The organism is Paenibacillus cisolokensis (assembly GCF_018403665.1).
GTDB lineage: Bacteria > Bacillota > Bacilli > Paenibacillales > Paenibacillaceae > Paenibacillus_AH > Paenibacillus_AH cisolokensis.
In genome coordinates this window covers 16772-31348 of record NZ_BOVJ01000079.1, presented here as the reverse complement: position 1 = coordinate 31348, position 14577 = coordinate 16772, and the positions used below count along the sequence as shown (strand labels likewise).

Genomic DNA, 14577 nt, shown 5'->3' with positions numbered 1-14577 from the left:
CTGCATAGGAAGGGTTTAATCCAATGATCAAACCGAAAACAAGGTGGGATGTCGGCCAGTGGACGCCCGTTCAGGATGAGCGGGCCGCGAAGCTCGCCGCCGCGCTGAAGCTGCCGCCGCTCGTCGCCAGACTGCTGGTGGCGCGAGGCGTGGACGAGCCGGAGGCGGCAAGGTTGTTTCTCGAGGCGGGGCCGGAGCATATGCACGACCCGTATCGGCTGAAGGGGATGGAAGAAGCGGTCGAGCGGATTCGCAGGTCGACGGCGGAGGGCGGGAAAATCCGCATTTACGGCGATTACGACGCCGACGGCGTATCGGCGACCTCGCTGCTGATCCGGCTGTTCCGGCGACTCGGTTATGACTTCGATTATTACATACCGGACCGCTTGAAAGAAGGATACGGTCTGAACCGGCCGGCCATCGATCAGGCCGCGGCCGCCGGCGTTCGCCTGCTGCTGACGGTCGATACCGGGATGAGCGCGGTCGATGAAGTGGCTTATGCCCGCGAGCTCGGCATGGAAGTCGTCGTCACGGACCATCACGAACCGCCGGAAGTGCTTCCGGAAGCGCATGCGCTCATTAATCCGAAGCAGCCGGGATGCCCGTATCCGTTCAAAGGACTGGCCGGCGCCGGCGTCGCCTTCAAGCTCGCCCATGCGCTGACGGGCGAGCCGCCGCTTGAACTCGCCGATGTCGCGGCGCTCGGCACGATCGCCGATCTGATGCCGCTCACCGGCGAAAACCGTATCCTCGTCCGCTGCGGCCTCGCCCAGATGCGGGGCGGAAGCGTTCCGGGCTTGCGGGCGCTGGCCGAGAAGGCGAATGTGAACCTGGCCGCCGTAACGGCCGCCGATGTCGCATTCGGCATGGCGCCGCGGGTTAATGCGAGCGGCCGGTTGTCCCATGCCGATCATGCCGTCACGCTGCTCACGACGGAGCGGCCCGAGGAAGCCGAAGAGAAAGCGGCGCTGCTCGACGGGCTCAATCGGGAAAGGCAGAAAATCGTCGACGCCATCGTTCGCGAAGCGGAGGAGATGTGGGAAGCGCGCTGCGACCGCGCGCGGCGCGAAGGAGAGACGGCACCGCCGGTCATCGTTCTCGCCGGGGAAGGCTGGAACGTCGGCGTCATCGGCATTGTGGCGTCCAAGCTGCTGGAGAAGCACTACAAGCCGACGGTCATCCTCTCTGTCGATGGCGAGACCGGCTTATGCAAAGGCTCCGCCCGTTCCATCGACGGCTATGACCTTCATGCTGCGCTTACTTCATGCGCCGAGCTGTTCGAACACTTCGGCGGCCATCAGGCTGCGGCCGGCATGACTCTTCATCGCGACCGGCTGGCGGAGCTCGAACGCCGGCTTGGCGAGTGGGCGCTGCGGACGTTGACGGATGAAGACTGGATTCCGAAAACGCGCGTCGATCTCGTATGCGCTTTGGAGGAAGCTTCGGTCGAGACGATCGAGCAGTTGGACAGGCTTCAGCCGTTCGGCGCGGACAATCCGTCTCCGCGCGTCCTGATCGCGAACGTCAATGTTGCGGACAGGAGAACGATGGGCAAGGACGGCAAGCATCTGAAGCTGTCGCTCGCGGGCGGCGGCCGGCTGCTTGACGCGGTTGGCTTCGGTATGGGCGGGTATGCCGAACAGCTGGCCCAGGGCGCCTATGTCAGCGTAATCGGCGAACTTGCGATGAACGAATGGAACGGCAACCGCCGTCCGCAGCTGCTGATGAAAGATTTGCGGGTAGAGCAGGTGCAGCTGTTCGATCTGCGCGGGGAGCGCGAGCCGCTTGCCGCGCTGCGCGCCGTTCTGGAACGAACGGCCGCGCGGGAACGTTCGGCGGCCGTATTGGCGGCGACGCAGGCGTGGGCCGAGGCGGCGGCCGGCGCCGCGCAGCCGGAGCAAGGCGCGGAGAACGGGACGCTCTCGTTTTACACCTTCGAAAGCATGCCCGCCGAGGGCATATGCTGCGAGGAGCTGGTGCTGCTGGGCGAGCCGGCCTCCGGCGAACGGCTGGCGGCAGTGCTGGAGCGATGCAACGGACTGGAAGCCGTGCACGCCATATACCGGCAGGAACGCGCTTCACCCGGGCGGACCCGGCGATTCCCCGGACGCGAGCAGTTTGCCAAAGTGTATCAGCTGCTCCGACGAGCGGAGCGGCTGCCCGAGCGAGGCTTGTCCGAGCGTCTTGCCGCGATGGCGGGACTGCCCGCCGACACCGTCGAAATGATGCTGGACGTTTTGCCGAACTGGCATTTATCGAACGGCGCGAAGGAAGCATATATGTGAACCCGTCGCCGCAAAAACGGGAGCTCTCCGAGTCGGCCCGTTACCGGGCAGCGGTTCGCGAGGCGGAATCCGCCTCCATTCTGCATGCGCCGTACAAGGAGCTGTCCGGCTGGATCGCCGAACGTTCGGCGCACCGTACCGGAACGTTAAATGGCGGAGCAACGATTTCAAGTCCTGAAAGGATGACCTGAACGATGGATTTCAAACAATTTATACGCGTCATTCCCGATTTTCCGAAGCCGGGCATCCGGTTTAAAGATATTACGACGCTGCTGAAGAACGGCGAAGCGTACCGGGCCGCCATCGAAGCGATGAAACAGGCGGTGGAGGACAAGCGGATCGATCTGGTGGCGGGGCCGGAAGCGCGCGGCTTCGTCGTCGGCGCGCCGCTCGCGCTGGCGCTCGGCGTCGGTTTCGTGCCGATTCGGAAAAGCGGCAAGCTTCCCGGCGAAACGGTCGAGGCGAGCTATGACCTCGAATACGGCAAAGATATGCTCGCGATGCATAAAGACGCGATCCGGCCCGGTCAGCGAGTGCTGATTGCCGACGACCTGCTGGCGACGGGAGGAACGATCTCCACGACGATCAAGCTCGTTCGTCAGCTCGGAGGCGAAGTCGTTGGCGCCGCTTTTCTGATCGAGCTCGGCTACCTGAACGGACGGGACAAGCTGACAGACATCGACGTGTTCTCGCTTGTAACCTATTAGCCGCTCGCTCCTACCGGCCATTCCGATCCCTGCCGCCCGGCTGCCATCCGCAGCCGGCGCAGTTTGTTTTTGCCGAATTGCCGGGCGCCAATCCGGAACGGTTGACGCAGGAAGGCGCAAGAGGCATAATACATCTTAATAACATATCCATATAATCGGGGGTTTTATGACCACATGGAGAAGCTTCGCACCGGCTGGCGCACCCGGTAGCGAACCGCTTTTTCTATTGGCGACTCTTCTTGGAAAGGATCGTTTCATGGGCATAGAGCAATTGCTTGAAAAGGCAGCGACCTATCTGAAAGAACAGGATTTGACACGCATCAAGGAAGCTTATGATTTCGCCGAGAAGGCGCACGCGGGACAGGTGCGCAAATCGGGCGAGCCGTACATCCTTCATCCTGTCGCGGTTGCGGGCATTCTGGTTGACATGCAGATGGACGTGCTGTCGATCATTGCCGCTCTGCTGCACGATGTGGTGGAAGACACGACGGTCGACCTCAAGGACGTACGCGCCCGTTTCGGCGAATCATGCGCCATGCTTGTGGACGGATTGACCAAGCTGGAGAAGATTCGCTTTCGTTCCAAAGAGGAGCAGCAGAACGAAAATTACCGCAAAATGTTCGTCGCGATGGCGCAAGATTTGCGCGTAATATTGATCAAGCTGGCCGACCGGCTGCACAATATGCGGACCCTCAAATTCCAGTCCGAAGAGGCGCAGCGCCGCATCGCCTACGAGACGCTGGAAATCTACTGTCCGATCGCCCACCGGCTCGGGATATCGGCGATCAAATGGGAAATGGAAGATATCGCCCTCCGTTATTTGAATCCCCAGCAGTATTACCGGATCGCCAATCTGATGAAGAAGAAGAGGGCCGAGCGGGAGCAATATATCGCCAGTGTTATCGAACGGATCGGCGAGAAGCTGGCGGAGATGGGCATCAACGGCGACATTTCGGGCCGGCCGAAGCATATTTACAGCATCTACAAGAAAATGACCGAGAAAAACAAGCAGTTTAACGAAATATACGATCTGCTGGCGATTCGCATTATCGTTGACAACATTAAAGACTGCTATGCGACGCTCGGCATTATTCATACGTTGTGGAAGCCGATGCCCGGCCGGTTCAAGGACTATATCGCGATGCCGAAGGCGAATATGTACCAGTCGCTGCACACGACGGTGATCGGACCGAACGGAGAGCCGACGGAAGTGCAGATCCGGACGTGGGACATGCACCGGACGAGCGAGTACGGCGTCGCGGCTCATTGGGCTTATAAAGAAGGGGCGTTCGTGCCCGGCGGCAGTTTCGAGGATAAAATGACCTGGTTCCGTGAAATTCTGGAGCTCCAGCACGAAGCGCGGGATGCGTCCGAATTTATGGAATCGCTCAAAATGGACTTTTTCTCCGACCGCGTATTCGTCTTTACGCCGAAAGGGGAAGTATTTGACCTGCCTGCGGGAGCGGTGCCGCTCGACTTCGCTTATCGCATTCATACCGAGGTCGGCAACCGCACGATCGGGGCCAAGGTGAACGGCCGCATCGTGCCGCTCGACCATAAGTTGAAAACCGGCGACATTGTCGAAATATTGACGTCGAAGCATTCGTACGGACCGAGCCAGGACTGGATCAAAATCGCGCAGTCGTCGCATGCCCGCAGCAAAATCAAGCAGTGGTTCAAGAAGGAAAAGCGGGAGGAGAACGTGGCGAAAGGCCGCGAGCTGCTGGAACGCGAGTTGAAGCGGCTCGGTCTGGAGCCGTCCGCCTGGATGACGGAAGACAAGCTGCAGGAAGTGGCGGCGAAGTTCACTTTCAACGACATCGAAGATATGATGTCGGCTATCGGCTTCGGCGGCATTACCGCCGCCCAGGTTTGCACCCGGCTGACGGAGAAGCTGCGCAAGGAAGCCGAGGAAGCGAGCCAGATCGAGCTGACGGGCGAAGTGAAGGAAGTGAAAGCGCCTGCCTCCTCCCGCAAAAACCGGCCGACCCACGGCGTAAAGGTGAAAGGCGTCGACAATTTGCTCGTCCGATTTTCCCGCTGCTGCAATCCGGTGCCCGGCGACGACATTATCGGATATATTACGCGCGGCCGGGGCGTTTCCATTCATCGTGCCAACTGCCCGAATCTTCCGCTCGGCGCGGAAGGGGAGGAAGCGGAACGGGTCATCGAAGTGGAATGGGAAGAATCGGTCGAAGCGAACTACAGCGTCGATATCGAAATTACCGGCCATGACCGGCGCGGACTGCTGAACGAGGTGCTGCAGGCCGTATCCGAGAGCAAAACGAACATTTCGGCGGTCACCGGCCGCTCCGTCAAAAACAAGATGGCGATGATTCATATGACGATTCTGATCCGCAACGTCGACCATCTGCAGGCGGTCGTCGAGAAGATCAAGCGGGTCAAGGACGTTTATTCCGTACAGCGGATTATGCAATAAAGGCAGGAATGGCGGTGTCGGCAGATGAGAGTGGTCGTGCAGCGCAGCGGCGCGGCATCGGTCGAAATTAACGGAGATATGGTGGGAAGCATTGAGAGCGGCCTGACGCTGCTTGTCGGGTTTACGCATGACGATACGGAGGAAGACGTCAGGTGGATGGCCGATAAAGTGGCGGGCCTGCGCGTTTTCGAGGATGCCGAAGGGAAGATGAATTTGTCCGTATCGGACGTCGGCGGCAGCATTTTGTCGGTTTCCCAGTTTACGCTTTACGGCGACTGCCGCAAAGGGCGCAGGCCGAATTTTATGGCGGCGGCCAGACCCGAGCAGGCCGAACGGTTGTACGAGGCGTTCAACGAGCGGCTGCGCGGGCTGGGACTGACCGTTGAAACCGGGCGGTTCGGGGCGATGATGAACGTCTCGCTCGTCAATAGCGGACCGGTCACGCTGCTCCTGGACAGCAAGGCATGACGGCCGTCTGCCGGCTGCGGCGACGGTTAAAGCGCATCCGCAAGGATACACTAGAAGGTAAAAGGGCGTTCGCCGCGGCGAACGCCCGAAACCGGAGGTCACTTGCAGATGCGGCAATCGAAGAAGGAAACGAGAATCCGCAAAGCGGCCGGTCAGCTTCTTCACGCCGACCGGCGCGAAGCGTTCGCGCTTGCGGATACGGAAGACGATATGGAGGCTGCCGCCGAATGGGCGTCCCCGGGACCGGCCCACCGGCGGGAACAGCCTGACCATTCATGAGGGGAAATGAGGAATGCAAGTTCATATACAGGCGTCGGAAACGTCGTTCGAACGGTCGCTCAGCCATATCGTGGCGCTGTTTTTCGAAGATGCGAAGACGACGTTTTCGGCCGGGCCGGACGACGGCGCCGATCTTCTCGTACTGCTGTCTGCAGAGGAGCGGGAATCCGGCGCCGCCGCCGCGGCTGAGCTTACGGACCGGCGGGACGGAAGCCGGCTTTCTTCGCGCAATGAGCGTCCCGTACCGGCCGGCGCAAGCGAAGAATTTCGCCGCCGCCAGCTGAAGCAGGCGATGAGCCACGCGCTGCTTGACGTGCTGCAGCGCCATACCGGCATCATTCAGCCGTGGGGAATATTGACCGGCGTGCGGCCGACGAAGCTGCTGCACGAACGGGTGCGCAGAGGAGTGCCGATGGAGCAGGCCCGCCGCGAGCTGGCCGAGGATTACTTGATCAGCGAACGAAAAATCGGGCTGATGGAACAGATCGTCGAACGTCAGCTGACGGCGTTGCCGGATCTGTACCATTTGCGCCGCGAGGTGAGCATTTATATCGGGGTGCCGTTCTGTCCGACGAAATGCGCCTACTGCACGTTTCCCGCCTATGACATCAACGGCCGCCAAGGGTCGGTCAACGGTTTTTTGGATGGCCTTCATTATGAAATGCGAGAAATCGGGCAGTGGCTCCGGCGCCACAATGTCGGCATCACGACGGTCTATTACGGCGGCGGTACGCCTACCAGCATCACGGCGGAAGAGATGGACGCGATGTACGCTGCGATGTACGAATATTTTCCGGGTATGGACCGCGTCCGCGAGGTGACGGTCGAAGCCGGAAGACCCGACACGATTACGCCGGAAAAGCTGGCCGTTCTGCAAAATGGGGCATCGACCGAATCAGCATCAACCCGCAATCGTATATTCAGGAGACGCTCGATCTGATCGGACGGCATCATACGGTGCGCGAAACGATCGACAAATTCGAGATGGCCCGCCACGCCGGCATGGACAATATCAATATGGATCTGATTATCGGCCTCCCCGGCGAAGGGCTGCCCGAATTCGAGCATACGCTGGCCGAGACGGCCAAGCTGCTGCCGGAATCGCTCACGGTGCATACGCTGTCGTTCAAGCGGGCGTCGGAGATGACGCGACACAGGGGCGAAGCAAAATACAAGGTGGCGGATCGCGACGAAATCAACCGGATGATGGAACGGGCTGTCGAATGGACGAACGAGTTCGGTTATCTGCCTTACTATTTGTACCGCCAAAAAATATACTCGGCAATCTGGAAAATGTCGGTTATGCGAAGCCGGGCGCCGAAAGCTTGTACAACATCCTCATCATTGAAGAGATGCAGACCATCGTCGGTCTCGGCTGCGGCGCGACCAGCAAGTTCGTCCATCCGGAAACGGGAGACATTACGCGGCTGGCCAACCCGAAGGAGCCGAAGGCGTATATCGATGCCTTCCAGACATCGACGGAGGCGAAAATCAAGGCGCTTGAAACGTTGTTCGCGGGAAACTAGAAGGCTGTCGCACAGGAAACGTTTTATTTTCTGTAATCAAATTGTAACATGAATAACATGTTTCTTTAATATGGCTTGCCTATAATACGTTATGACCCCCTTTTTTAAATAATATTTTTAAACCTGCTGGCGATAGCAGGTTTTTTTCTGTTTTTGTGCACCCGGTCGCGTGAGGTGCATCAGCCTGTACGAGATTGACAACGCCTCGAAAAGGGTCTGATAGTCGAACTTAGTTTGCGCGAGCAAATAAGGCCCTGCAGGTACGCTATGGGCAGCGGGACCCGGGGACGGCACGAGCGAATAGGCCCCCCGCAGGTGTGCTATGGGCCGCGAGGCTGAGAACGAGTGGGGCAGAGACGGAACAAGCGCTACCGAAAGGGAGACTGCCGGGCGTCAATCACGGCAAGAATGTGCGTCAATGGGCCTCCGGATGTGATGTGACGCTTGACTTTGCCTGCGGGCGCGGGTAAAATCTAAAATACGATGTCATATTTAAAATTCGATGAGGGGAAGAAGTAATCCTTCGCACGTATCCAGAGAGGGGCGCCACGGCTGCAAGCGTCCTTATGGTGGACGGATGAACGACATCCCGGAGAACGGGCGGCGAACGACGCAGCGGCTGATTGCGGCATATGCCGGAATGGCCGGGCGCGGATCAGTAGTCGTCATGCGCAGGCGGGCGTTAACCGCATGAGAGCGGACCGTTAATGTTATCGGTCCGGAAGATGGGTGGCACCACGGGAGCGCGAACAGCTCTCGTCCCTGGCTTGTAATGCCGGGGGCGGGAGCTTTTTTATTTTAAATAGGAGGTTATGGCAATGGCAATCCAGAAGCCGCCGGGCGTGCAGGATATATTGCCCGGTTCCGTCGAGCGGTGGCAGTATGTCGAACAGGTCGCCCGCGATATTTGCCGCCGCTTTAATTTCAAAGAAATTCGTACGCCGATGTTTGAGATGACCGAGCTGTTCCAGCGCGGCGTCGGCGAAACGACCGACATTGTTGAGAAAGAGATGTACACCTTCACCGACCGCGGCGGCAGAAGCATTACGCTCCGGCCGGAAGGGACGGCCGGAGTCGTGCGGGCGTATGTGGAGAACAAGCTGTACGGGGACCCCGATCTGTCGAAGCTTTATTATATCGGTCCGATGTTCCGCTACGAGCGCCAGCAGGCCGGCCGGTACCGCCAGTTTCACCAGTTCGGCGTCGAAGCGATCGGCTCGGACGATCCGGCGCTGGACGCGGAGGTAATCGCGCTTGGCTACGCCTTTTACCAGGAGGTCGGGCTGAAGGGAGTGCGCGTCGAGCTGAATTCCGTCGGCACGCCGGCGATTCGCGAGGCGTTCCGCGGCAAGCTGCTCGCCTATCTGGAGCCGAAGCGCGAACTGCTGTGCAAAGATTGTCAATCGCGAATGAAGCGGAACCCGCTCCGGGTGCTCGACTGCAAAGTCGATCAGCGGCATTTTGCCGACGCGCCGTCGATTTTGGACAGTCTGGACGAGGCGTGCGCCGGGCATTTCGAACGGGTGAAGGGCCATCTCGCCGACATGGGCATCCCGTTCGAAATCAATCACCGGCTCGTCCGCGGGCTCGATTATTATACGAACACCGCGTTTGAATATAAGGCCGAAGGCATCGGCGCGATCGATACGATTGGCGGCGGAGGACGGTACAACGGCCTCGTGTCCTCCATCAGCGCCGAGGACCGTCCGGGCGTCGGTCTCGCGATCGGACTGGAGCGGACCGTGCTGCTGCTCGAGCAGCAAAGGGCGGAAGGAGACGGCCCCGGCCTTGACGTCTACCTCGTCGGTCTCGGCGAAGCGGCCGAGCGGGAGACGGTGAAGCTGCTGCATGCGCTGCGCGAAGCCGGGCTGTCTGCCGACCGCGACTATCAGGGACGAAAGCTGAAGGCGCAGATGAAATCGGCCGACCGTCTTCGGGCGTCGTATACGGCGATTCTCGGCGACGACGAGCTGGCGCGGGGCGAGATTGCGCTCAAAACGATGGCGACCGGCGAGCAGCGCTTCGTCAAGCTGGAGCGGCTTGCTGCGGAAATTAAAGGAATCGAATCATAACTGAAGGAGATGGAACCATAATGTTGTTGAAAACTCATTCGTGCGGCACCTTAAGCAAGGCCGAAGTCGGACAAACGGTTACGCTCAACGGCTGGGTGCAGCGCAGACGCGATCTCGGCGGGGTGCTGTTCATCGATTTGCGCGACCGGACAGGCATCGTCCAGATCGTCTTTAACCCGGCCTTCTCGGGCGAAGCCCATGCGATCGCCGACCGCGTCCGCAACGAATATGTGCTGGCCGTGCGCGGCACGGTCGTCGAGCGTGATCCGGAGACGTTCAACCCGAATATCGCGACCGGCGAAATCGAGGTCCGCATTACCGAAATTGAAGTGATGAACGGTGCGAAAACGCCGCCGTTTCCGATCGAGGACGGCGTGGAGGTCGACGAGGCCATCCGGCTGAAGTACCGTTATCTCGACCTGCGTCGTCCGGAGATGTATAATACGCTGCTGCTCCGTTCGAAGGCGGCCAAGGTGTTCCGCGATTTTCTCGACAGCGAAGGGTTTATCGAGGTGGAAACGCCGATTTTGACGAAAAGCACGCCGGAAGGGGCGCGCGATTATCTCGTGCCGAGCCGCGTCCACCCGGGAGAATTTTTCGCGCTCCCGCAATCGCCGCAAATTTACAAGCAGCTGCTGATGGTGTCCGGTCTCGAGCGCTACTATCAGATCGCCCGCTGCTTCCGCGACGAGGATCTGCGTGCGGACCGCCAGCCGGAGTTTACGCAGGTGGACATCGAGACGTCGTTCCTCTCCCGCGACCAACTGCTGGAGATGATGGAGCGTCTCGTCGCGAAGCTGCTCCGCGAAACGGTCGGCGTCGAGGTGGAACTGCCGTTCCAGCGCATCACTTATGCCGACGCGATGAGCAAGTACGGCTCCGACAAGCCGGATCTGCGGTTCGGTCTGGAGATCGAAGATATTACGGACATCGCCGCTGGCAGCGATGTGAAAGTATTCGCCAGCGTCGCGGCGAGCGGAGGCGTCGTCAGGGCGCTCAATGCCAAAGGCTGCGCCAACTGGAGCCGCAAGGAGCTGGACGACCTGCAGCCGTTCGCCGCTCGTTACGGCGGCAAAGGGTTGGCCTGGATTACGGTCAAGGACGGCGAATGGCGCGGTCCGATCGTCAAGTTCCTGAAGCCGGAAGAAATCGCGGCGTTGACCGAGCGTCTCGGCGTGGAGGACGGCGACCTGCTGACTTTCTCCGCCGACAAACCGCAAGTCGTCGCCGACGTGCTCGGCAACCTGCGGCTGAAAGTCGGACGGGAGCTCGGGCTGATCGATGATTCCAAGTTCAAATTCGCCTGGGTCGTCGACTTCCCGTTGCTCGAGTGGGACGAGGAAGCGAAGCGGTACGTGGCGCTGCACCATCCGTTCACCCGTCCGCGCGACGAGGATTTGCATCTGTTCGACACCGAACCCGGCCGGATTCTCGCGCAAGCGTACGATCTCGTGCTGAACGGCTACGAAGTCGGCGGCGGTTCGATGCGGATTTACAGACGTGACGTACAGGAGAAAATGTTCAAGGCGCTCGGCTTTACGATGGAGGAAGCGTACGAGAAATTCGGCTTCCTGCTTGAAGCGTTCGAGTACGGCACGCCGCCGCACGGCGGAATCGCCTTCGGTTTCGACCGGCTCGTCATGCTGCTTGCCGGCCGTTCCAACCTGCGCGAGACGATCGCCTTCCCGAAGACGGCGAGCGCAACGGATCTGCTGATGGACGCCCCGTCGGCCGTCGATCCTGCGCAGCTGCAGCAACTGCACATCCGTACGCTGCCGAAGCCGGGGGCCAAACCGGGACCGAATGCCGGCGGACAGGCGGCCGCGGCGGCCGGCTCGGCGAACGGCGCTTGACAAGATATTTGTACAGTAAGGAGAGGTCGGCGTAGTATGCTTCACCAATTTTCCCGAACCGAACTTGCAATCGGCCCCGAAGGGCTGGACGTAATGAAGAAAAGCACCGTCGCGGTGCTCGGCATCGGCGGCGTCGGCTCGATTGCGGCGGAAGCGCTGGCTCGTACCGGCGTCGGACGTATTGTGATGATCGACAAGGATGTCGTGGACATTACCAATGTGAACCGCCAGATTCACGCGCTTACGACGACGGTCGGCCAGCCGAAGGCGGATCTGATGCGGGACCGGATCAAGCTTATATTTCCGGAATGCGACGCGGTGGCGTTGCGGATGTTCTATACCGAGGAAACGTACGAGAAGTTGTTCGAATATCCGCTCGACTACGTCATTGACGCTTCGGATACGATTTCGTATAAAATCCATCTGATCAAGCAATGCCTGAAGCGGAACATTCCGATCATTTCCAGTATGGGCGCGGCCAACAAGATGGACCCGACGCAGTTCCGGGTGACCGATATTTCCAAGACGCACACCGATCCGATCGCCCGCGTCATCCGCCAGAAGCTGCGCAAGGACGGGATTCACAAAGGCGTGAAGGTAGTGTTCTCCCCTGAGGAGCCGATCAAGCCGCGTGAAGACGTCACGCAGCGGATCGTGCCGGAGAACGCGCCGGAAATCCGCAAGGCGCAGCAGCCGCCGGCCAGCAACGCCTTCGTGCCTCCGGTGGCGGGGCTCATTATGGTCAGCGTCGTCGTGCGCGACCTGCTGAAAAAAGCCGGCATCGACGCATAATCGAAGCGTCGCGGCCGGGCTGGCGGCGGAAGGCCGGCCTCGTCGGACGGGCTGGCCTCGTCGGATTGGCCGATCGCCGGCCGCTTCATGCGGAACGGGGCGATGCGGCCGTCCTTTACGTCCGTTCGGCGCGATGTCAATTTCGTCTCTAAATGTCCGTTCGACACGATGTGCCAATTTCGTCTCTAAATGTCCGTCCGGCGTGTGCTGCGCATATCCATTCGCGCAGCGCGCCAACAGGCTGCCGCGAGCGTGTGGCTTGGGCGAAAATCGCCCGGGGAGCACCGCGCGGTCATGCTGAAAATTAAAATTCTGCAAAAATGCATCTTTTCCGACCCCAATCCAGCTTTGCAAGCCAAATTCCTGCAAAAATACAACATTTTCGGGCGGAAAAGGGCGTACAGGCTAGGTAAGGGGATTCATTCCTGCACAATTGCAGGAATTTTATCAAAACCACCGCATTCAAGCCCAAAAAGCTGCACATTTGCAGCTTTTTGGGCTTGAATGCTTCCGCCCGGCTGTCCCGCTGGAGAACGTCTGTGCGTATGTGTTAAAATAGAAGCAACATAGCATGAAGATGGGGTTGAAACTGGCCATGGACCTGTTTACGTACCGGGAATTCGAGACGCCGCAGCGAACGCTGCTGGCCGACCGGATGCGTCCCGAGACGCTGGACGAATATATCGGACAGGAGCATATCGTCGGTCCGGGCAAACTGCTGCGGCGGGCGATCGAAGGCGACCAGGTGTCGTCGATCGTGCTGTACGGGCCGCCGGGCTGCGGCAAGACGACGCTGGCACATATTATATCGAAGCGGACGGCAGGGGAGTTCGTCAAGCTGAATGCGGTGGACGCGTCGGTCAAGGACGTTCGGGAAGTGATCGAGCAGGCCCGCATGAACAAGTCGATGTACGGCCGCAAGACGACGCTCTTTCTCGACGAGGTGCACCGCTTCAACTCGTCCCGCCAGGACGCGCTTTTGCCTGCGGTGGAGCAGGGCTTGATCGTTTTATCGGCGCTACGACGGAGAACCCTTTCCACTATGTGAACGGCGCGCTGCTGTCGCGATCTACGCTGTTTCAACTGCACAAGCTGACGAAGCGTCATGCGCTGGAAGCGATGCGCCGGGCGCTGGCGGACAAGGATAGAGGGCTCGGCTTTATGAATCTTCAGGTGGACGAGGAAGCGCTTGACCATATCGCCTCGATGGCCGGCGGAGACATCCGCCGCGCGCTCAACGCGCTGGAGCTCGCCGCCGTGACGACGCCGTCCCGGCCCGACGGCTCGGTTCATATTACGCTGGAGGTGGCCCAGGAATCGATCCGCATGCCGACGGTCAAGGCCGACGAATCGACCCAGTACGACGTGCTGTCGGCGTTTCACAAGAGCGTGCGCGGTTCCAGCGATGCGGCGCTGTTCTGGTTTCTGTACGCGGTGGAGAAGCTCGGCATGGACCCGATGGTCTTTATCCGCCGCCTGATCGTCGCCTGCAGCGAAGATATCGGGCTGGCCAACCCGCAGGCAATGGTGCAGGCGGTGACGGCGATGGACGCTTACCACAAGATCGGGTGGCCGGAAGCGAAATACAACATCGCGCAGGCGATACTGTTTGCGGTGGAAAGTCCCAAGTCGAATGCCGTTGCGACGGCCATCGGGCGCGTCGCGGACGAGATCGAAAGGCTGGGCGCCGCCGAAGTGCCGCTTCATCTGCGCGATACGCATTACCGCGGTGCGGAACAGCTCGGACATGTCGGATACAAATATCCGCACGATTATCCGGGACATTATGTCAAGCAGCAATATTTGCCCGACGCGAGCGGAGAGCGGACGTTCTACGAGGCGACGGAACAGGGGACGGAAGAGCGGATCAGGCAAAATCAGCAGCGGAGACGAAAGGCCGACTCGTAGCCGCCGATCGTTTCCTTACCCCGCGCAGAGGCTCCCGCAGGCTAAAACGGAAGATTACGGAAGTAAAAGGTGTATATCTTCCAACCTGTAGCGAATAAAAATTACTATCGTCTCCATAACGCCGAATGCGGCGATTTGCAGGTTTGACGGGCAGGCTTGGAATCATCTACCCTTAATAATATAAAATATCGGCCATAAAGGAGGTGCGCCTGCCGCCGCATTCGCCCGTTACGAACGGCTGCGGCTG

The 14577-nt window shown here is 59.8% G+C and carries 10 protein-coding genes and 2 pseudogenes; all 12 read left to right on the top strand.

Translation table 11 applies throughout. The features are described from left to right. Positions 1-23: 23 nt before the first annotated feature. The 12 genes and pseudogenes from recJ to PACILC2_RS11795 all read left to right on the top strand — a co-directional run bounded on the left by recJ (position 24) and on the right by PACILC2_RS11795 (position 14330). Positions 24-2285 carry a single-stranded-DNA-specific exonuclease RecJ gene (gene recJ / locus PACILC2_RS11850; protein ID WP_213528976.1) on the top strand — a complete coding sequence of 754 codons (2262 nt, stop codon included), beginning with the start codon at positions 24-26 and terminating at the stop codon, positions 2283-2285. After that, on the top strand, positions 2282-2476 hold the full coding sequence (locus PACILC2_RS29880) for a hypothetical protein (protein WP_213528987.1): 195 nt from the start codon (positions 2282-2284) through the stop codon (positions 2474-2476). The genes recJ and PACILC2_RS29880 overlap by 4 nt, the downstream gene beginning before the upstream one ends. A 3-nt stretch (positions 2477-2479) precedes the next feature. Then, positions 2480-2992, top strand: a complete 513-nt coding sequence (locus PACILC2_RS11840) for an adenine phosphoribosyltransferase (protein ID WP_062491973.1) — start codon at positions 2480-2482, stop codon at positions 2990-2992. A gap of 256 nt (positions 2993-3248) precedes the next feature. Then, on the top strand, positions 3249-5432 hold the full coding sequence (locus PACILC2_RS11835; RefSeq protein WP_213528975.1) for a RelA/SpoT family protein: 2184 nt from the start codon (positions 3249-3251) through the stop codon (positions 5430-5432). A gap of 24 nt (positions 5433-5456) precedes the next feature. Continuing rightward, a complete protein-coding gene (gene dtd / locus PACILC2_RS11830; protein ID WP_213528974.1) occupies positions 5457-5900 on the top strand; it encodes a D-aminoacyl-tRNA deacylase in 444 nt (147 codons plus the stop codon). Positions 5901-6008: 108 nt separating this feature from the next. Continuing rightward, a complete protein-coding gene (locus PACILC2_RS11825) occupies positions 6009-6179 on the top strand; it encodes a hypothetical protein (protein ID WP_213528973.1) in 171 nt (56 codons plus the stop codon). Positions 6180-6192: 13 nt separating this feature from the next. After that, positions 6193-7705 (top strand): annotated as a pseudogene (locus tag PACILC2_RS11820) (coproporphyrinogen III oxidase). A gap of 818 nt (positions 7706-8523) precedes the next feature. Continuing rightward, entirely contained in the window at positions 8524-9777 is a 1254-nt protein-coding gene (gene hisS, locus PACILC2_RS11815) for a histidine--tRNA ligase (protein ID WP_213528972.1), read from the top strand. Between the two features lie 20 nt (positions 9778-9797). Then, positions 9798-11630, top strand: coding sequence for an aspartate--tRNA ligase (aspS, locus tag PACILC2_RS11810; RefSeq protein ID WP_213528971.1), 1833 nt, complete (start codon positions 9798-9800; stop codon positions 11628-11630). A 36-nt stretch (positions 11631-11666) separates the two neighbouring features. Further along, a complete protein-coding gene (locus PACILC2_RS11805) occupies positions 11667-12422 on the top strand; it encodes a tRNA threonylcarbamoyladenosine dehydratase (protein ID WP_213528970.1) in 756 nt (251 codons plus the stop codon). A 294-nt stretch (positions 12423-12716) separates the two neighbouring features. Next, a complete protein-coding gene (locus PACILC2_RS11800) occupies positions 12717-12926 on the top strand; it encodes a hypothetical protein (RefSeq protein WP_213528969.1) in 210 nt (69 codons plus the stop codon). A gap of 91 nt (positions 12927-13017) precedes the next feature. Further along, a pseudogene (locus PACILC2_RS11795) lies at positions 13018-14330 on the top strand (replication-associated recombination protein A). Positions 14331-14577 lie beyond the last annotated feature (247 nt).